Raw genomic sequence first — 18,699 nt, 5'->3', positions numbered from 1 at the left:
TGGCAGGTCCAACGCACTCGCCAAACTCGCTATCATGAGACGTATGGCACATTGCGACAGTGGCCGACGCCTAGGCAAGGCGGGAGCATGCGTTGCCAAAAGCGGCGGTCTTAGTTCAATCGCAGCAGCTTCCGAATGCAAGCGGGCCTTCTCGCGCCGCTCGGCGTCCGTCAGTTTTGTTCTGGGAGTCAAGGGAAGTCGGCGCCGAAGTCCGTCACGTCAACCCGCCGGAGCCTAAACAGTATTTGGAGCAAGTAAAAATCACCCCGGCGGCGGGACTGCCCGGCGTATGCTGCGCTCATGGATGATGCCAGTAATCAGCACGCCGTCCGGCTGCTCGTCGTAGAAAATAACGTGGTGCGCGTGTTCATGCCGCCGCGATCCGGGAGAAAACTCATTGGCCTTGCGGCCAAGGCGCGGATTGGCGGCGAGGAGTTCAAAGCACTGAATCATGCCCTCGCGGTAGGCTTCCGCCTGTGTCAAACCGAATGTCTCAAACCCGTATAGGAACATCTTCAAAAGGTCGTCACTGGCGTCTCGCGTCAGCCGGTATTCACTCATGCAGAAGCCCGCGCCCCTTGGCGATTTCCCGTGCTTCGGCGAAGATTTCATCAACGGTGCGCGTGCTAATGCCGCTGTCTCTGGAAGCGGCCAGCTTTTTCCGCAGTTCGTCCAAGGTCAGTTCCTGCTCGCGGCGGTCGCGGTCGCGCCGGACAAGATCGCGGACATAATCGCTGACACTGGCATAATCGCCCTGCCTGATCTGGGCCTCGATCCAGTCTTTCATAGGGTCGGGCAGGGATACGGTCATGGTTGCCATGTCGGGCCTCCTATTTCCTTTCAGGCTTATCAGGAATAGGAGAAAATCACAAATATTCTTATAAACTGCTTTCCAGAAAAAGGCACTGGTCAACATGAAAAAATTTGTTTTTTGGTCCGGCATTTACAATGCCGGATTGGGTCTGGTTCTGACATGCCCGGCCCTTTACCGGGGTTTGGGTCTGAACATCCCAGTACCTTTTTGGGGCTGGCTGGTTGGCGGCTTTCTGGCCTATACCGGCGCGGTCCTCATTCTCGCGTCTCGGGAGTTGCGCCGCCGTGCGTCCTTCGTTTATTGGGAGTCCATTCTCCGGTATGTCGCTGCGTTGCTGTTGATTCCGGCTGGCCTCTTCGGAGATTTGGGCCTGATCGCCGTGCCCTTGGGCTTAGGGGATCTTGCCATCGGTCTCGTTTACATGTTCGGTCTGCCGAAAGAAACCGGTCTCTCCCATCGCGTTTTGTTCTTTGACCGGCAAGACTGACGAAGACCCGTAAAGAGTTGCGACCCCGCCAAAACCTAACCCCCAAAATTTGGAGACGCGGCCGATGCCGACGCAAAGCCAGAATGTCGAGACCCTTGTGCTGCATGCGGGCTACCGTGCCGATCCCGCGACAAACTCCGTTGCCGTACCGATCTATCAAACCACATCCTACCAATTCAACTCGACTGAACACGCCGCCAATCTTTTCGCGCTGAAGGAACTCGGCAATATTTATACACGGATCATGAGTCCGACGCAGTCGGTGCTCGAGGACCGCGTCGCGGCGATGGAAGGCGGCGTCGCGGCGCTGGCCCTGGCCTCCGGGCAGGCGGCGTCGCTTTTCGCGGTGCAAAACATCTGTCATGCGGGCGATAATTTTGTCAGCTCGACCGATATTTATGGCGGGACTTGGAATCTGTTTCAGAACACCATGAGCACGATGGGGATCGAATGCCGCTTCGTCGATCCCGCCGACCCGGAAAATTTTCGCCGCGCGACCGATGCCAAAACGCGCTGCTATTATGGCGAGACGCTGCCCAATCCCAAACTCGCGGTCTTTCCAATTTCGGAAGTCGCGAAGATCGGCGATGAGCTGGGGGTGCCACTGATCATGGACAATACGGCCTCACCCGTCCTCTGCCAGCCGATCAAGCATGGCGCCGCCATCAGCATGCTGTCCACGACGAAGTACGTCGGCGGGCACGGGACCTCGATCGGCGGTATCATCGTCGATAGCGGCAAGTTTGACTGGGAGAAGCACGCGGAGCGCTTCCCGATGCTCAACACGCCCGATCCCAGCTATCATGGCGCGGTGTGGACCGAGGCGGTGAAGCCGCTCGGCCCCATCGCTTACATCCTCAAGGCGCGGGTGACGCTCTTGCGCGACATTGGCGCCGCCATGTCGCCGTTCAACGCCTTTATGTTTATCCAGGGGCTGGAGACGATCGCGCTGCGGATGCGCCAGCATTGCGCCAATGCGTCGGCCGTCGCGCAACATTTGTCGAAGCATCCGAAGGTCATCAAGACCATTTTTCCAGGTTTGATGACGGGCGAGGTGAAGCGGCGGGCCGATACCTATTTGAAGGGCGGCTATGGCGGTCTCGTCGGCTTCGAACTGGCGGGCGGCGCTGCGGCGGGCCGCAAATTCATCGAAAGTTTAAAGATGTTTTATCACGTCGCCAATATCGGCGATGTACGCTCGCTGGCCATTCATCCGGCGAGCACCACGCACTCCCAGCTGACCGTTGAGGAACAGGAGAAAACCGGGGTTACCGGAGGTTATGTGCGGCTCTCTGTGGGTATCGAGCATATCGACGACATTCTTGCGGACCTCGATCAGGCGCTTGCTGCTGTGTAGTTGTCTCGGCGGCCGCGCCTTTTCTCCCCTGTTTCGGGGGCGCCGCCCATTCTGATCGGTAGTTAGTTTCTCTCCCGTGGCTCGTCACGCGAGCAAGGGGGGATCATGGACCATTTTGTCGTATTTCCAGTCAATGAAGACGGAATTTTCTTAAACCCGAAATTGGTCGGTGGTGCATTGGAAGATGCGATGCAGCCGCCGTTCAATTTCAGCGACTTGTTTATTTATTCCCATGGCTGGTGGACGAACGGCAACAACGCCATGGCTGAATATGGCCAGTATACGATCGAATTCACGAAGACATTTCTTTCGATGCAGGGAGTTATAAGCCCGCCGACCGATTCATTTGGGATCGGAATTCATTGGCCATCGACGCTGAGTGAAGACGGCGACTCCGTTCGCGAGGCGTTCCAGTTCGCGTCCTATTATCAGATGGGAAGGCGGGCCAATCAGGTCGGCGCCAATGGCCTCTTTGCCACACTTCGAAGAGCATTGCGCGTCAGGCAAGAAATCAGCAAAAAGCCGATCCGGTTGACCCTCATCGGTCACAGCTTCGGGTGCCGGGTCGTTTGCAAGGCGCTTCAATTCCTGTGCAAGGATTTGGACAACACGAATACGCCGCCCGCGTATAAAACCTTCGTAGATAATATCCAGTTCAATGTGATTTTGCTGCAGGCTGCTTTCAAAAACGACGAATTCGAAGCCGGCGGCAATTATGACCGGCTCATTGCACTTCCTAAGCTGAAAATGCTGGTGACGACCTCTCAGTTTGATTTGGCTTTGAACGACGTGTTCCCGGCGGCCGAAACAGCGAACAACATCGCGCATCTTCAGCTGCATGAAGCGGTTGCTTTGGGGGCGGGAGGACCGACCCAGGCCACCATCCATGCATATAATGCCTATCAGGGAGGGATCCCCCTAAAACTCCAAAGTGGTTTTGCTTATGCCGGCGTCCCGGTCTTGGGAAACGAAAGACAGCTTGTCGCCGATCTGATGGGCTTGCATGCGGCGCGAATTGCGAGCGGGGATTATATTAAGGATAAATTTAGCGGCAGCCATTCGGATATTTCGAGCCCGGAAATCTATAATCTGATCGCGGGCTTTGCCTTTCAGTGAAAGGCGGCTCCGACGGGCTCGGGATGAGAGGATGGGCCGCGCTTGCGAGCGGCCCAGGGTGTCATTCTTCACCGCCTGGGGGGAGCGGCTGCGGATTGATGGCGACCCGGCTGGCGTCATGCAGCGGCTGGGTGGAAGCTTGCCCGCCAATTTGCCCATGGCGCAGGGATTTGATCGCGGTTGTTTGGTTCGTGCTGCTTCCCGCATAGGCATGCGCCGAAGCCTCAACCGCCGTTCCCGTGGTCATGACAATCGCACCAATGGCGAAAAGCACCGTCTTGCTTGCGTTCATGATCGTGGTCCCCTTTGTCTTGCTTGCGGCGTCGCTTGCCGCCTCAAATAAGGAGATTGCCAATCAGCGGCAAATTGCGGTGTGCGCCGGCGCACACCGCAAGGCTGAGGCCGCGGGATGAAACGGTTTACCGCACCGGTCCTGGCGTTTCGCTGAACCGGCGGTGCTTGTGATAAGCAAGGGCTGCAAGACCGAAGAGCAGTCCGCCAAGAGCGATCCCCGTGAGGGCGCCGAGGCTGCTGGCAATCGCGTCCGCGGCTGCGGGATGGCGCCCCGGCACAAAATGCTGCAACACTTCCATCGCCCCAGCCAGCAGCGTCAGCCCGACGACGAGAGCAATTCGAAATGCGAGAGGCCGGACTGCCGGTGCGAAGGCGAGGCCGGTCAAGCAATAGGCGGCAAAATGCTCAGCCTCGCCCGGCAGACCTGTGTGCGGCCGGTCCGGGCCCGGGACGAGCGATAAAAGGATGATTGCCAGACCGCTGCAAAAGCCGGCGGCCCGGGCAACGGTAACGAGACGATTCATAAATCCAGCTGCTCCCGTGACCGGTCCGCGCGCCGGCTCTGCGTCGCCGCTACCTTTGTTTCGTCTTTTTCGTGTAGGACGAGGCTGTCCGGAACCCTGGCCGCTTCCAGCGCTCAAGGTCCCGGTTTCTTTGTTTTGCGCATGTTCTCATTTCAAAGACAACTTTTTTGCAATCATGCTCTCGCGCGCCAAAGGCAACTTTCCTCAGATTTAAAGCTTAACGCGGTTTCGCGCCGCAGGATTATGCCCATGTCAGACCCGGTTATTACCCGTTTCGCACCCTCGCCCACGGGGTTTCTGCATATTGGCGGCGCCAGGACGGCGCTGTTCAACTGGCTTTTTGCCCGTCACGCGGGCGGCAAAATGCTGCTTCGGATCGAGGACACCGACCGCGAGCGCTCGACCGATGCGGCGATCGCCGCCATTCTCGACGGACTGGCTTGGCTCGGTCTCGATTGGGATGGTGATGTCATCTATCAGTTTCGGCGGGCGGCGGGTCACCGCGCGGCGGTGGAAAGCCTGCTCGCCTCGGGCAACGCCTATCCCTGCTACGCAACCCCGGACGAACTCAACGATATGCGGGCGAAAGCGCGCGCCGAAGGGCGTCCGCCGCGGTATGACGGGCGTTGGCGCGACCGTCCCGCCTCGGATGCGCCGGCCGGTATAAAACCCGTCATCCGTCTTAAGGCCCCACAAGAGGGAGACACGATCCTCGAGGATAAGGTGCAGGGGCGGGTTGCCTGGTCCAACAAGGATCTCGACGATCTCGTGCTGCTGCGCTCCGACGGCTCGCCGACGTATATGCTGGCGGTCGTCGTTGACGATCACGACATGGGCATCACCCACATCATTCGCGGCGACGATCATCTCACCAATGCTGCACGGCAGATGCAAATCTACCAGGCGCTCGGCTGGAAAATCCCGGTGATGGCGCATATCCCGCTGATCCATGGCGCCGACGGAGCCAAATTGTCGAAACGCCATGGCGCCCTCGGTGTCGATGCCTACCGGGCGCTCGGCTATCTCCCCGAGGCGCTGCGCAACTATCTGGTGAGGCTCGGCTGGAGCCAGGGCGACAAGGAGTTTTTCTCGACACAAGAAATGATCGAGGCCTTCGACCTTGCGCATGTCGGGCGTTCGGCCGCCCGCTTCGATTTCGTCAAGCTGGAAAACATGAACGGCCATTATATGCGGGCCAGCGGCGACGAAGATCTCGCGGCGGCGCTGGAAGCGGCGTTGCCCCATTTGCCGGAGGGTCCGGCACTGCTGAGCAAGCTCGACGGCGCCATGCGGGCAAAACTCCGCGCGGCGATGCCGGGGCTCAAGGAGCGCGCGAAAACCTTGGTCGAACTTTTGGAGGGCGCCGCCTATCTCTTCGCCGACCGGCCGCTTGTCCTCGATGCCAAGGCGGCGGCCATTCTCGACGTGGGCGGCCGCACGCATCTTGCGGCGCTGATCCCGAGATTTGCGGCGCTCGCGGATTGGAATGCGGCCAGCCTCGAAGCCGCCGTGCGCGATTACGCGGCGGAGAGCGAGGTGAAACTCGGCGAAGCCGCGCAGCCACTCCGGGCGGCTCTGACCGGGCGGGCGACATCGCCGGGAATTTTCGACGTGTTGGAGGTTCTTGGCCGCGACGAAAGTCTTGGGCGTTTGCGGGATCAAGCAGGGTAAGCCCGCGAAAGCGGAGTTAATCGCAAACTTGCACGCCGCCGATGTGGAAGGAATAGGGGCTGAATTCCTGCCGGTGTTCGTAATGGCATTGCGGCTGCGGCTGTGGGGGATATCCGGAACCATAGTAGTTTTGCGGCGGCAGCGCCCCGGAGAGGACCTGGCCCGCCATCGTGCCGGCGACACCGCCTGCCACACCTGCGGCGATCGCGCCGCCTTCTCCGGCCCAGACTGGAAGGGAAACGGCGGTCATCGGCACGGCAATGACGCTCAAAGCGATAACGGTTTTCGTTGACCGGCGCGTAAACATGGGTCCTCCAAGGCTGAGAACACAGATTTACGCGCCAACCGTTGGCGGCCGTTTAAACAATTCGTTCCAATTGGCCCAAAACCACAGCCCCATTAACCACAGACACGGACCCTCTGAATGACATAGGCATAGCCGGTCCAGACTTCCTGCGGTTGAAACCAGCAGCGGGGTGGTGGTGGCGGCGGCGCGACATAGACCGGGGCATAATAAACAGGAGGGGGTGGGGGTGGCGGCGGGCTCGCGGCAGCAGTTCCCGCAATAAAGCCAAGGGCCGTGCCTCCCAATATGCCCGCGGCGATCGCTCCGCCGTCACCGGCCTGAGCCGGAAAGGCGGCGGCGCTCAACGCAGCGGCAGTGATGCCCGAAGCCAGGACGTTTTTGATTGATCGACGTGTCAGCATTTTTCCTCCACGGCCGTGGCCGAGCGTTTTGGAACGAAGCACTAAATCGCGTGACGTGATTATCTTCTGAGCATTGCGGCAAGGATGAGGCCGAGCGGCGCACGCGAACGCCGTGAGTCAGACGTTGATTACGGGAGAAAGAAAATGGACGCCAAGAAAAATATCGTTTCTGATTAACGTAAGGTTACGATGCAATTTTCCTGCGCTTGACGAAATTGGCGCATAGGATAGTGTTGCTGCGCCGCATCATGGCGCCCTACGGGCCCGGTGCCGGTGCCGGAGCCCACCCATCCTTGCCGCGAGGCTCGGCCCACCAATGTTAGAGAAGGCAGCCTCCATGAGCGATCCGACCGGCTCCTTTAGTATCGGCGATACTACTGTCAAAATGCCCGTCAAGACTGGTACGATTGGACCCTCGGTCGTCGACATCGGCAAACTTTATGCCGGGACCGGGATGTTCACTTACGATCCTGGATTTACGTCAACAGCGAGTTGCGAGTCGCAGATCACCTATATCGACGGTGACGAAGGCATCTTGCTCTATCGGGGCTACCCCATCGACCAGCTTGCCGAAAACGGCGATTTTCTCGAAACCGCCTATCTTTTGCTTTATGGGGAATTGCCGAACCCGACGCAGAAGAAAGATTTCGATTACCGCATCACCCGCCACACGATGGTTCATGAGCAGATGGCCAGGTTTTTCCAGGGCCTGCGCCGGGACTCGCATCCGATGGCGGTGCTGTGCGCGAGCGTTGGCGCGCTGTCGGCCTTCTATCACGATTCCACTGATATTTCAGATCCGCATCAGCGGATGGTCGCGTCGTTCCGCCTCATTGGCAAAATGCCGACCCTTGCCGCAATGGCCTATAAATATTCGCTTGGCCAGCCGTTCATATACCCCAAGAACGACCTCGACTATTCCTCGAATTTCCTCCGCATGTGCTATGCGGTGCCGTGCGAGGATTATAAGATCAATCCGATTTTTTCGCGCGCGCTCGACCGCATCTTCATTCTGCACGCAGACCATGAGCAGAACGCCTCGACGTCGACGGTGCGGCTGGCCGGCTCCTCCGGCGCAAACCCCTTCGCCTGTATTGCCGCGGGCGTTGCGTGCCTGTGGGGCCCGGCACATGGCGGTGCCAATGAAGCCGCGCTCAAAATGCTGATGGAAATCGGTACTGTCGAGAATATCCCGAAGTTCATCGCGAGAGCCAAGGACAAGAACGATCCGTTCCGGCTGATGGGCTTTGGCCACCGCGTTTATAAAAACTATGACCCGCGCGCCAAAATCATGCAGCGGACGTGTCACGAGGTTTTGAGCGAACTCGGGATCAAGGATAACCCATTGCTCGATGTCGCGATGGCGCTGGAAAAAATCGCCCTCAGCGACGAATATTTCATCGAGAAAAAGCTCTATCCCAACATCGATTTCTATTCCGGGATCACCCTCAAGGCGATGGGTTTTCCGGTGTCCATGTTCACGGTTCTGTTCGCGGTGGCGCGCACCGCCGGCTGGATCGCGCAATGGAAGGAAATGATCGAGGACCCAAGCCAGAAGATCGGCCGCCCGCGCCAGCTCTATGTGGGGGCGCCGCAACGCGATTATGTGGCAATCGCCAAGCGGGCTTAACGGGGCCCGTGCCGTTCAGGCAACGCCGCCGAGCCTGACAGGCTCAGAGTGACCGGTGGGCCGCCAGCACGGCCCACCGCGTTTTCAGACGTTAGACGCGTCGAAGCGGCAAAACCGGGCTACTTGCTCTCGCTGCACGCCTTTTGGCACTGTTTGGAATCATACTCGCACAGTTCCTCGGAACTGCCCGCATCCTTGCATTTGGGCTCTTCCGCCTTGCAATTTTGAACGCAGGTGGCGGCATCTTCGGCGCGTGCGATGGCGCTGCTGGCGATATGAAACCCACCGGCCAACATCAAAAGAGCCGCGGCCGCCCGGATATGACGATCCGAAAGCAAACGCCGAATGATGTGGCGTGCATTGAGCTGCCCTTCCGCATCGTGCGCTATCCCAGAGCTGACTTGATTCATGGCGTACCCTCCTAAGGTCGTGTTGTTTAAAGCAAAGCCCTAGCCTTACGTCACGCACCAGCTCTGGGTGACATGCGCTTGGTTCTGGCAACCTATTTGGCTCGGGGCGTGCGTGCCTCGTTCCAAGCGCCGGTATTTGGCATTCGCGTGACGTTTCAGCAACTGTTTTTATGTGGCGCGCTGCCGCGATGCTTTCGCACACCCCGGCACCTTTGGATGCATGGCAATGGATTTAGGGAGGCTGGCATCGCCATACCCTAGCGGATCTTAAGCAAAAGCCTTGCATCTCGTTTAGGATCATGAGCTACGCTGCGGTATCATGTGACGGCAATTTGCGGCCTCTGGAGGGCCGAAGTGTCCTCCGAAAGGGCTGGAAAGCCCCACGGCAACGTCGTATCTTCGCCCCTGCCGCTGCGTGGCGGCGCCTCTATTCAAGCCGGGAACATTGTGCACGGTTTGATGGGTCCAGAGATGCAATGACGCAACTTGCTATTGAAGATTTCGCAAAATATTTGGCGGACAAAAATCTGTTGCCCGCGATATCCGAGCCTTTATCCGGCAAACGCACGGGTGCCGACCGGTCGCTGCGCAAACTTTGGGAGGCGACGGAGCTCTCCGCGAATGGCTTCGCCGACGAGGTGGCGCGGTTTTACGGACTGAAGCGGCTGACGTTGCCGCAACTTGTTGCGGCCTCCTCCTTGGCCGCCCGTTTTTCGCCCCGCTTTCTGCGCGATACCGCAGTCTTCCCCTATGAATCCCCCAAAGGGTCCTATCGGCTCGCCGTCGCCGACCCGAGCGATACCGCCGCCGTCCACGCCGCCGAGATCGTCCTTGGCGGAGGGGTGGCGGTTGACGTCGCGTCCTTCGAGGATATTGCGACGGTTCTTGGCGAGCAGCTTGGCGGTGAGGAAACAGCAACGGGGGATAGCACAGCCGCGGGCAGCCGCGCCGACGACGACATTGAAAGTCTGCGCGATCTCGCGAGCGGTGCTCCGGTTGTGCGCGCCGTCAACGACATGCTCGAAAAAGCCATGGAACTGCGGGCCAGCGATATTCATATCGAACCGTTCCGCAATGGCCTCGTGGTGCGCATGCGGGTGGATGGTTTGCTCCGCGCCGTCGCCGCGCCGGTCAACGCTTTGCCGCAAGCGTTGATCTCACGAATCAAGATTTTGGCGGGCCTCAACATCGCAGAACGCCGCTTGCCGCAAGACGGCGCCGCGCGGCTGCGGGTCGCGCGCTCGGACATCGATATCCGTGTCGCCACCATGCCCGCGCAGCATGGCGAATCGGCGGTGATCCGCCTTTTGCCGCGCGATCGCGGCTTGCTCGATCTCGCCAAGCTTGGCCTGCTGTCGCGGGACGAGAAGATCATGCGCCAGCTGCTTGCTCTTCCGCATGGCTTGATCGTTGTAACAGGGCCAACCGGCAGCGGCAAGACGACGACGCTCGCGACCATGCTCTCGCTTCTCAACGAGCCTTCGAGAAAAATTCTGACCATCGAGGATCCGGTGGAATATGAAATTCAGGGGGTCAATCAATCCCAGGTGAAACCCTCGATCGGCCTCACTTTCGCCGCCGCGATGCGGGCTTTCGTCCGTCAGGATCCAGATGTCATCATGGTCGGCGAAGTGCGCGATCCCGAGACCGCCAGCATTGCCATTCACGCTGCCCTCACGGGCCATCTCGTGCTGACCACCTTGCACACCGAAACCGCGGCGGCGGCGGTGCCGCGTCTGCTTGATCTTGGCGTCGAGGGATTCTTGCTCAAATCCACCTTGCGGGCGGTGATCGCGCAACGTCTGGTTCGAATTTTGTGCGACCGCTGCAAGAAAAAACGCACCCTTGGAAGCGCCGATATCGCCGCCGACCCCCGCTATGAGGCGCTTGGTTTTAGGGCCGATGACTGCGTTTACGAGCCGGCTGGCTGCGAGCGCTGCGGCGGCGTCGGCTATCGGGGCCGCTGCGGCGTTTTTGAAATGCTCGAATTGAAGGACGAGGTTTACGAGCTGGTCCGGCCGGATGCCGACGGACGCTCGATCGACCTTGCCGCGCGGCGCGCCGGCATGACGACGATGGTCGAGGATGCCGTTGCGAAATGCCGGGCCGGGATCACCTCCGCCGCCGAAGTTCTCCGCGTTACGACCGTGCGCTGAGCCATGTCAACATTCCGCTACCGGGCCTTGACCGCGAATGGCGACGTGGTGAGCGGGTCGATCTCCGCCACCACCGCCGCCGAGGTCGCTGAGCGCGTCGAATATCTCGGGCTCATTCCGATCGAAACCGTCCGCGAAGAGGCTGGGTCCGGTGGCATGAGCTGGGACTTCTCGGTATTTTCGCGCCCGCGCCCGGAGGATGTGACGATTTTCACCGGCGATCTCGCGCTGCTGTTGCAAACCGGCGCCCGGATCAACGATGCTCTCGAACTGTTGTCCGCCGATGCGGACATCGGCCGCTTGCGGCCGACCGTCTCCAAGCTGACTGCCGCCATCCTCGCCGGAGAAAGTTTCGCCGATGCGCTGGCCCGCCATCCGGCTTTGTTTCCGCCGATGTATATCGAGCTCGTGCGGGTTGGCGAGACGTCCGGCACCCTCGTCGGCATTCTTGAAATGCTGGGCGCCGAACGGGTCCGCGCCGATGCGCTGCGCCGGCGGTTCACCGATGCCTTGCGCTATCCCGCCTTTGTCTTGGCCGCGGCGAGCGCGGTGCTTTTGTTTTTTCTCAGCTTCGTGCTGCCGCAGTTCGGCGCGGTCTTGCGCGACTTCAACACCAAGCTCGATCCGGTCCTTGTTTTTTTTCTAGGTCTCTCGGAAATGATGCAAGGGCACCTTGCCGTGCTTGGGGCAGGCCTCGCTGTTCTTATCGGCGGCGGCTGGCTGCTTTTGCGGCGGCCCGCCGTGCGCGGTGCGATCATGGGTGCGCTTGCACGGCTGCCGTTCATCGGCCGGATCTTGGAGTTCCATCGCACCAGCGTCTTTTGCCGCAACCTCGGTGTGCTGCTCGGGAGCGGCGTTCCACTGGCGACGACGTTGCGGATCCTGGCGGATCTTATGGCCACGACCGGACACTCCGCCGCCTGGAGTGCCACCGTGGATCTCGTCCGTCACGGTGGCAAACTTTCCGATGCGCTGACGAAGACCAAGGCGATCCCGCCCATGGCAGTGCGGACGCTGCGGCTTGGCGAGGATTCGGGTCAATTGCCGATGCTTGCGCAACGGATCGCGGAGTTTTACGAAGCCAAACTCCAACGCAGCCTCGACAAGCTTGTCGGAATTGCGGGGCCCGCCGCCATCATCGGGATCAGTATCATCGTCGGCGGCCTGATCGTCTCGGTCATGACCGCGCTCATGTCAGTCAGCCAAGTCGTTGGATGAAGCCGGATAATAGGAAACAATCAGCATGAATATTTGCAACAAATGGACGCATAAAATCCGGCGGCGGAAGCAGCACGTGAATAACGGTTTGCCGGTCAATCCGGGCAAACCAGCCGCCTGCCCCAACGGGCGGCAAGACGGCTTTACCTTGGTCGAGATCCTGGTGGTGATCACCATCATCGGTTTGATCATGGGACTCGTCGGCCCGAGGGTTCTCAATTACCTCAGCCAATCCAAAGTGAAGGCGGCGACCATCCAAATCCAAAGCTTTGCCAGCTCGCTCGATCTTTTTTATCTCGACCTCGGGCGTTATCCGACGACGTCCGAGGGACTCGCCTCTCTGGTGGCGAAACCGGGAGGAGCAACGTCTTGGAACGGCCCCTATTTGAAGAACAATTCGGTGCCGACCGATCCCTGGGGGCATCCCTATAAGTATCGTGCGCCGGGCGATCACAGCCCTTATGAAATCATCTCGCTCGGCTCCGACGGCCAGGAAGGCGGGACGGGCACCGCCGCCGACATCAAGAGCTCGGAGTTGCGATGAGCGAACGCGGGACCGAAAGCGGCTTCACCTTACTTGAAACTGTCTGTGTCCTCGCCATCATCGCAATGCTCGCGGCGATCGCCTTGCCGGCGTTCCCGCACGGAACCTCGCGCACGGCGCTCGATGCCTTTGCGTTGAAGACCGCAGCGTTGCTCAAGGGCGATCGCCTGGCCGCGATTCGCAACGGCGCCGTGGTCCAAACCAAGCTCAGTACGGTATCGGGGACGATCCGTTCCGGCGCCAGCGGGGCCGAGGTGCAATTTCCGGGAGATGTCACATTCAGCGCGGTCCTCGCTGGGCAATGCGGCGGCCATGCCAGCGGCGCGGCCATCGAGTTCCTTCCGTCTGGCATGTCCTGCGGCGGCACAATTTTCCTCTCACGGCCCGGCACCGCCTATGAAATCCGCATCACTTGGCTGACGGGAGGAGTGGAAATTGTTCCAGCCAATGCCCCTTGAGCGCTCTGGTTTGATCGATGATCTTGATCCCCGTGCGGGCTTTACCCTCATCGAGATCCTCGTCACGCTTGCTGTCGCGGCCTTCTGCTTGGCGGCCATTGGATCGCTCATGTCAGGAAATTTGCGCGGTTCGGGCCGGATCGAGCAGCATATCGCGCTCGTCGAGACTGTTCGCGCGGTCGAGACCGGGCTCCCCGACCGGGCAAGCCTTGCCGCCGGAACCCTGACCGGCGACATGCATGGCCTAACGTGGGCCGTCGATATCACGCCGCTGTCGGTCGAAGCCATCAATCCTCGCGCCGCAAAGATCTGGTCGCCGCAAGCGATCGCGGTGACCGCCCAATCACCGTCAGGGGCCGCCGCACAGGTCGATACGATCCGCCTCGTCAAACGGATTGGCTCCCAATGAAACTCGGGCGCGGGCCTGCCAGCCGCTTGCCCTCCGGAGAAAGCGGGTTCACGCTCCTTGAAGCACTGATCGCGATTGCCTTGACAGGCTTGCTGCTTGGACTGCTTGCCACGGTCACCGGCCATTGGATGGCGAATTGGAAGACGGGTTTCGAGCGCGTTCAGAATGCCGATTTGCTGGGTCTTGGCGTTGACCGAATCGCCGCCGATCTCGCGGCGGCCGAATATGTGTCGCTGGAAGGGGAGACGCGGTTCTTTTTTGAAGGAACCGAAACGTCGGTCACTTTTGTGCGCTCGGCGATCGGCCCCAATGCGGCGCCTGGCCTCGAAATTGTCCGGCTTGGCGAGATCGACGACGCGCGCGGCCGGGTGCTGGTCCGTTCGCGGGCGCCCTTCGCCCTGGTCGCCGCCAGTGCGGTGGATGACGGCACCGTCGAATTTACAAGTCCGATAGTGCTAGTGCGGCCGCCCTATCGCGTGTCCTTCGCCTTCGCCGGGCGTGACCGCGTCTGGAAAGAAATTTGGTCGGATGTTAAGCAAATGCCCAGCGCGGTCCGGGTTACCGTCCGCAATGATGTGACCGGCGAAATCTTGCCGGTTTCGACGGCTACTCTGGTAAATGTGAACACCCCGGCCGCCTGCGTTTCGGTGCCGGTTGGGTGCGACGGCCAGTGAGATCTTGGGTCCAATCAGAGCGAAAATTTAACGGATCTGAAAAAGACGCGGCCAAGAGGAGGACTTTCCGACGGAAGAGCATGAGACGGTAAAACGCAAGAGCTGCCCAAGTCCGCGACCCTTGGCGGCGCACAGCGAGCAGGGTTTTATTCTCGTCGCAGTCCTCTGGATTCTCGCTGCCTTGGCGGCGCTGGCTTCCGTTTACGCGGTCTATATCGCCAATACAGCGGTGGCGGCGCGCGCCTACGATCACAGAGTCCAGGCGCAAGCCCTGATCACTGCGGGTCTGGAGCTGACCGCCTTCCGGCTGATTGGTTTTGATGATGCAAACCGCCCAAGCTCCGGCTCCTTCACCTTTGAATTGGGAGGGTCCACGAATTTTGTGGAGTTTCACTCGGAGGGGGGTCGTATCGATCTCAACTTCGCCACCAAACCGGTGCTTTCGGGATTGTTCGTAACGCTGGGCGCCAAGCCCGGCGATGCGGGTTCGTTTGCCGATCACATCATCGCTTGGCGGACGAAGGCCCCTGCGGGCAACCAAAATCCGGAGGCCGATGCCTATAAGGAAGCTGGCTCAGCATCCCGGCCGCGCCAAGCGCCGTTTCAAAGCACCGCTGAATTGCGTTTGGTGCGGGAGATTCCGGCCGGGCTCGTGACCGCGGCGCTTCCTTTCGTGACGGTTTTCAATGGCCGGGCGGAGATTGACGTCAACGAGGCCGCGCCGGAAGTCATCGCGGCATTACCGGGAATGAATCCCGGCAAAGCCGCCGATATAGTCAAGCTGCGGAATCCGCAAAATCCGCAGGCGGTCTTGGCTCTGCTGGGGACAGCGCGCGACAGCGTCGCGATTGGCGGACGTAAGGCGACACGCGCCACTGTCCGCATTACACTTGGGTCTGGACAGACGGTGAACGCCGAGGTTGTGATTCTTATCGTGGAGAATGGCGCTGAGCCTTACCGCATCCTCGCCTGGCATGACGATTTTGATGGTCCTATCTGAGCCCGGACCCGAACGGAGTTGGAATGATTTCATACGCGGACATTGTCGAAGTCTGCTCCCGCTGGGTCGATCGTGTAGCCATGACGATTGTCGCGGGCCGCCAGTCGTTGCGAACGATACCTTACGTCCAGCTCGCCGAACAGCAAGATGGCACGTTCACGGTCCGGAGTGGCCCGCAGGGTGACGTTCTGGATGTGCCCGGCCCCCCGGTCCGTCTCTCCGGCGATCGTGCCGGCGCCGAGGTTGCCGGCCTGCTTGACTCCGTCTTGCGCGGCGCAAAAGTCGAGGTCGTCCTGCGACCCCAGCGTTTCATGTTCCGGCCGCTCGAATTGCCGCGCCGCGCCTTGGATTTTCTCGACGGGATTGTCCGCGCTCAGATCGACCGGTTGACGCCCTGGAGCGCAGACGCCGCCGCCTTTGGCTGGCATTCGGAGGTGGATCCCGCCAACGACCGGATTGATGTGACGATCGCCGCGACGGCCAAAACGCTGATCGCGCCCTTTATCAACGCGGTCGCCGCACTCGGCGCCGATACGGTCATCCTCTCGGCCGCCCTGCCGCATCCGGTGGGAGATGTCGCCGCCATCAAGATTAGCGAGCAAAAAGCAGGACAGGCCGCCGATGCACGCCGCCTCCGGCGCGTCTTGATCGGGCTTGCCGCGGGCGGGAGCGCGCTCGCCTCGCTGTCGATCGCTGCAAATGCCATCGTGGGGGGGATGTTTGAAACGCAACGCGACGATGTTCTGCGCCGTGTCGCGGAGCGACGGGCCTTGATGCAACCGGGCCGCAACGGGGCGAGCGAAGCGGCGCGCGCGCTGGAACAGCACAAGCACGAAATACCCTCGACTGTCATCGCCATCGAAGCCTTATCGCAGGTTTTACCCGATGATACCTATCTGACCGAGCTGCGAATTCTCGGCGATAAGATGCAGATCGTGGGCGTCACCAAGGACGCGCCCTCCCTCATTCGCCTGATCGAACAAACCTCGCATTTCAGCAAAGCGACGTTTTTCGCCCCGACGACGCGGTCGGTTTCGGAGCAAACCGAGCATTTTCATATCGAGGCTCGAATCGAGCCGGTTTATACGCCAGGCCTGTGATGAACCTGCCTTTCAAGGATGTCCTCGACCGCGCGCATCCGATCCATAAGTTGTTCACCCGCGAACACGTCGTGCCGCTTGCCGTCTATCTGGCACTGCTGACGAGTCTCTTGATCGTCATTTGGCTCGCGCTTGCAGGTCTTGCCAGCGATTATGCGGAATACGCCGCTGCCACCGATATCCTCGACCAGCTTGAGGGCCGCAAACCCGCGACGGGCCTGGCTTATGGCGCGGGCAAGTCCGGTTCGCCTTTTCTGGAAGGGCGGACCGTGACAATCGCCGGCGCCGCGCTGCAACATCGGGTGGATGCCGCGGTCAATGAGGCGGGCGGCAATGTGCTGTCATCGCAGGTCGATCTGCAAGGTTCGGACACCAGGCAGGGCTATGTGCGGCTTTCGGCGAATCTTGAGATCGATCAAAGCAATTTGCAGCAATTGCTTTATGAGTTAGAAACGGGGATGCCGTTTCTCTTTATCGACCAACTCGTGGTACAAATGCCGCAATCGGCGGGAAGATTTGACACCGGAAGTGAAACACCTCGGATGCGCGTGCAAATCGACGTTTCGGGGCAATGGCAGGTAAGCAAATGATGACACGTTGCGCTTACGTGATTGGGGCGATGGCCCTTTTTTCCTTGAACGGAGCCATTGGCCAGATGACCGCTGGCGCCAGCCTCCTCGGAAATGAGGCGGACAGCGCCAGTCAAAACCTGGAACAACACGCTGTGGCCGGGAAAAAGCCAGATCCGCGCGCGGCGCCGCCCGGTGGTAATCCGCTTTGGGGAATCCCGGTCGATTTGCTTTCCGCCACCCGCGAACGGCCCCTCTTTTCCGCTTCGAGGCGGCCTCCCGCGCCGCCGCCGCCGCCGATGCCGGTTGCCGAAGCACCGCCACCGCCGCCCCCCGCCGCGCCGGAGACGCCACCATTCACTCTCATCGGAACGGCGGTCGGACAGCCGCAAGACGTCGCTTTAATCATCGATCAAACAACCAAAAGCCTGGTGCGGCTGCATATTGGCGAAGCCGCTTCCGGCTGGTATTTGCGCAAGGTTGATGCCCGGGCGATGACCCTCGAGAAGGACAGCCGGGTGGTGAGCGTGGCTCTCCCCGCGCCTGGCGAGCTGCCTGCCGGAACGGCCGCTTTAGCGGTAGCCTCTGGCGCCGCGCGCCAATTTTGAGCGCAGCCCCGGTCTAACCCGATTCGGCTCTTTGGCTTGGTCGAGGATTCGCTGCTGGACGCTTGATATCCAGCAGCGCAGCAATGTTGTGAAAAAACCGAGCTCGTTTATTGAGTCACGGGTAGCCCTGCGCTGATCGCGGACACACCGTCGATGCCGCCGATCTTGCAGATCGGGTGCGAGAAATCATTCGCCACGCTCGGGACGGTGACGAGCCCCTGATAGTTGATATTATCGGCACGTGCCGGGTCACTCCCGACGCCGCCTGGAACGAAATCAAGATTGAGGGCGTGGCGGGTGCGCCAGGAAATGTTGTGGTCGGCGCAAGAGGTATCACCACTGACTCCTATGGCACCCAGAAGGATTTTGCCCTTGGCGTAGAGAGCAAGTCCGCCCCCAAACACATTGATGCCGCCCACACGGCTTCCCAACATGGGATCATTGGCCGTACCGAATCTCGATGCGGGGCCCCTGTAGGCGCTGCCGGTGTCGACCGGGTTGCTATGCTGAAGGCCATAGAGCGTGCCGCCTGGCTGAACCGCAGCATAGAGATTGGCGGTCGAGAGAGACAGCTTGGGCAGACTGAAGGCATTCGCGGTATAGGCCTTCTGCGCCGCGATGATGCGCGAGCCAGGCCATTCCGATCCCCTGTCGTTTCCGGTAAAGGCGACGGCGCAGACTTGGCCATCGCGATTGACGACGGCGCCCCACATGTCGAGATTGAAGCCGCCGTTCGACTGGCCGCGCGCCGCGGTGAGGGCGGCTTTAAGCGCGGTGTAGGTTGGCAGACCTTGGCAATTCGGCGCATCATCGGCGTAAACGGCAGCCGATCCCGCGCCGAGCGCGAGGGCAGCTGCGATAACAATTTTGCTAGCTTTTTGTATCCGTTTCACGTGTGTAACCTCCCACAAAACCCGACCGCGCCCCCGGTTAGCCAATTCGCGATCAAGTC

At 60.3% G+C, this 18,699-nt stretch carries 23 protein-coding genes; 15 read left to right on the top strand and 8 right to left on the bottom strand.

Going from position 1 to position 18,699, the window contains the following annotated elements:
- Positions 1–261: 261 nt before the first annotated feature.
- Together QEV83_RS12035 and QEV83_RS12030 are read right to left on the bottom strand one after the other, a co-directional pair.
- The gene (locus QEV83_RS12035; RefSeq protein ID WP_280127971.1) at positions 262–561 is read right to left on the bottom strand and encodes a type II toxin-antitoxin system RelE/ParE family toxin; all 300 of its coding nucleotides are present in this window, start codon (positions 559–561) and stop codon (positions 262–264) included.
- Complete coding sequence (locus QEV83_RS12030) at positions 554–820, bottom strand: type II toxin-antitoxin system ParD family antitoxin (protein ID WP_280127970.1); 267 nt, start codon at positions 818–820, stop codon at positions 554–556. The genes QEV83_RS12035 and QEV83_RS12030 overlap by 8 nt, the downstream gene beginning before the upstream one ends.
- 94 nt (positions 821–914) lie before the next feature.
- Between QEV83_RS12030 and QEV83_RS12025 the strand changes: the two genes are divergently transcribed.
- The 3 genes from QEV83_RS12025 to QEV83_RS12015 all read left to right on the top strand — a co-directional run bounded on the left by QEV83_RS12025 (position 915) and on the right by QEV83_RS12015 (position 3,774).
- Positions 915–1,301, top strand: coding sequence for a hypothetical protein (locus QEV83_RS12025; protein WP_280127969.1), 387 nt, complete (start codon positions 915–917; stop codon positions 1,299–1,301).
- 64 nt (positions 1,302–1,365) lie between these two features.
- Positions 1,366–2,658 carry a PLP-dependent transferase gene (locus QEV83_RS12020; RefSeq protein ID WP_280127968.1) on the top strand — a complete coding sequence of 431 codons (1,293 nt, stop codon included), beginning with the start codon at positions 1,366–1,368 and terminating at the stop codon, positions 2,656–2,658.
- Between the two features lie 105 nt (positions 2,659–2,763).
- Complete coding sequence (locus tag QEV83_RS12015) at positions 2,764–3,774, top strand: alpha/beta hydrolase (protein ID WP_280127967.1); 1,011 nt, start codon at positions 2,764–2,766, stop codon at positions 3,772–3,774.
- A gap of 61 nt (positions 3,775–3,835) precedes the next feature.
- Here the strand turns inward: QEV83_RS12015 and QEV83_RS12010 are convergent, their stop codons facing one another.
- Together QEV83_RS12010 and QEV83_RS12005 are read right to left on the bottom strand one after the other, a co-directional pair.
- Positions 3,836–4,066, bottom strand: a complete 231-nt coding sequence (locus QEV83_RS12010; RefSeq protein ID WP_280127966.1) for a hypothetical protein — start codon at positions 4,064–4,066, stop codon at positions 3,836–3,838.
- A gap of 127 nt (positions 4,067–4,193) precedes the next feature.
- On the bottom strand, positions 4,194–4,592 hold the full coding sequence (locus tag QEV83_RS12005) for a VanZ family protein (RefSeq protein ID WP_280127965.1): 399 nt from the start codon (positions 4,590–4,592) through the stop codon (positions 4,194–4,196).
- Between the two features lie 249 nt (positions 4,593–4,841).
- Here QEV83_RS12005 and gltX point away from each other — a divergent pair, with 249 nt between their 5' ends.
- Positions 4,842–6,263: a glutamate--tRNA ligase gene (gene gltX / locus QEV83_RS12000; protein WP_280127964.1), complete on the top strand. Its 1,422-nt coding sequence runs from the start codon at positions 4,842–4,844 to the stop codon at positions 6,261–6,263.
- A 16-nt stretch (positions 6,264–6,279) separates the two neighbouring features.
- Here gltX and QEV83_RS11995 read toward each other — a convergent pair whose 3' ends face one another.
- A complete protein-coding gene (locus tag QEV83_RS11995) occupies positions 6,280–6,570 on the bottom strand; it encodes a hypothetical protein (protein WP_280127963.1) in 291 nt (96 codons plus the stop codon).
- A 92-nt stretch (positions 6,571–6,662) separates the two neighbouring features.
- Entirely contained in the window at positions 6,663–6,971 is a 309-nt protein-coding gene (locus tag QEV83_RS11990; RefSeq protein ID WP_280127962.1) for a hypothetical protein, read from the bottom strand.
- A 337-nt stretch (positions 6,972–7,308) separates the two neighbouring features.
- Here QEV83_RS11990 and gltA point away from each other — a divergent pair, with 337 nt between their 5' ends.
- A complete protein-coding gene (gltA, locus tag QEV83_RS11985) occupies positions 7,309–8,601 on the top strand; it encodes a citrate synthase (RefSeq protein WP_280127961.1) in 1,293 nt (430 codons plus the stop codon).
- A gap of 119 nt (positions 8,602–8,720) precedes the next feature.
- On the opposite strand, the gene QEV83_RS11980 is transcribed toward gltA, so the two are convergent.
- On the bottom strand, positions 8,721–9,011 hold the full coding sequence (locus tag QEV83_RS11980; protein ID WP_280127960.1) for a hypothetical protein: 291 nt from the start codon (positions 9,009–9,011) through the stop codon (positions 8,721–8,723).
- A gap of 476 nt (positions 9,012–9,487) precedes the next feature.
- Between QEV83_RS11980 and QEV83_RS11975 the strand changes: the two genes are divergently transcribed.
- The 10 genes from QEV83_RS11975 to QEV83_RS11930 all read left to right on the top strand — a co-directional run bounded on the left by QEV83_RS11975 (position 9,488) and on the right by QEV83_RS11930 (position 17,747).
- Positions 9,488–11,167 carry an ATPase, T2SS/T4P/T4SS family gene (locus QEV83_RS11975; RefSeq protein WP_280127959.1) on the top strand — a complete coding sequence of 560 codons (1,680 nt, stop codon included), beginning with the start codon at positions 9,488–9,490 and terminating at the stop codon, positions 11,165–11,167.
- Between the two features lie 3 nt (positions 11,168–11,170).
- Positions 11,171–12,385, top strand: coding sequence for a type II secretion system F family protein (locus QEV83_RS11970; protein ID WP_280127958.1), 1,215 nt, complete (start codon positions 11,171–11,173; stop codon positions 12,383–12,385).
- A gap of 88 nt (positions 12,386–12,473) precedes the next feature.
- Positions 12,474–12,929, top strand: coding sequence for a type II secretion system major pseudopilin GspG (gene gspG / locus QEV83_RS11965; protein ID WP_280131041.1), 456 nt, complete (start codon positions 12,474–12,476; stop codon positions 12,927–12,929).
- On the top strand, positions 12,926–13,387 hold the full coding sequence (locus tag QEV83_RS11960) for a prepilin-type N-terminal cleavage/methylation domain-containing protein (protein ID WP_280127957.1): 462 nt from the start codon (positions 12,926–12,928) through the stop codon (positions 13,385–13,387). Before gspG ends, QEV83_RS11960 begins: the two co-directional genes overlap by 4 nt.
- Positions 13,365–13,796 carry a prepilin-type N-terminal cleavage/methylation domain-containing protein gene (locus QEV83_RS11955; protein WP_280127956.1) on the top strand — a complete coding sequence of 144 codons (432 nt, stop codon included), beginning with the start codon at positions 13,365–13,367 and terminating at the stop codon, positions 13,794–13,796. Before QEV83_RS11960 ends, QEV83_RS11955 begins: the two co-directional genes overlap by 23 nt.
- Positions 13,793–14,470: a prepilin-type N-terminal cleavage/methylation domain-containing protein gene (locus QEV83_RS11950; protein WP_280127955.1), complete on the top strand. Its 678-nt coding sequence runs from the start codon at positions 13,793–13,795 to the stop codon at positions 14,468–14,470. Before QEV83_RS11955 ends, QEV83_RS11950 begins: the two co-directional genes overlap by 4 nt.
- A gap of 121 nt (positions 14,471–14,591) precedes the next feature.
- Positions 14,592–15,470 (top strand): type II secretion system protein GspK, encoded by an 879-nt coding sequence (locus QEV83_RS11945; RefSeq protein ID WP_280127954.1) that lies wholly within the window; start codon positions 14,592–14,594, stop codon positions 15,468–15,470.
- A gap of 23 nt (positions 15,471–15,493) precedes the next feature.
- Positions 15,494–16,570: a PilN domain-containing protein gene (locus QEV83_RS11940; RefSeq protein ID WP_280127953.1), complete on the top strand. Its 1,077-nt coding sequence runs from the start codon at positions 15,494–15,496 to the stop codon at positions 16,568–16,570.
- On the top strand, positions 16,570–17,160 hold the full coding sequence (gspM, locus tag QEV83_RS11935) for a type II secretion system protein GspM (RefSeq protein WP_280127952.1): 591 nt from the start codon (positions 16,570–16,572) through the stop codon (positions 17,158–17,160). The genes QEV83_RS11940 and gspM overlap by 1 nt, the downstream gene beginning before the upstream one ends.
- On the top strand, positions 17,157–17,747 hold the full coding sequence (locus QEV83_RS11930; protein ID WP_280127951.1) for a general secretion pathway protein GspN: 591 nt from the start codon (positions 17,157–17,159) through the stop codon (positions 17,745–17,747). The genes gspM and QEV83_RS11930 overlap by 4 nt, the downstream gene beginning before the upstream one ends.
- Positions 17,748–17,854: 107 nt before the next feature.
- On the opposite strand, the gene QEV83_RS11925 is transcribed toward QEV83_RS11930, so the two are convergent.
- Positions 17,855–18,640 (bottom strand): heme-binding protein, encoded by a 786-nt coding sequence (locus QEV83_RS11925; RefSeq protein ID WP_280127950.1) that lies wholly within the window; start codon positions 18,638–18,640, stop codon positions 17,855–17,857.
- Positions 18,641–18,699 lie beyond the last annotated feature (59 nt).

This window comes from Methylocapsa sp. D3K7 (assembly GCF_029855125.1).
Lineage (GTDB): Bacteria > Pseudomonadota > Alphaproteobacteria > Rhizobiales > Beijerinckiaceae > Methylocapsa.
The sequence above is the reverse complement of the archived record's forward strand: the minus strand, read 5'-3'. Positions and strand labels throughout refer to the sequence as shown.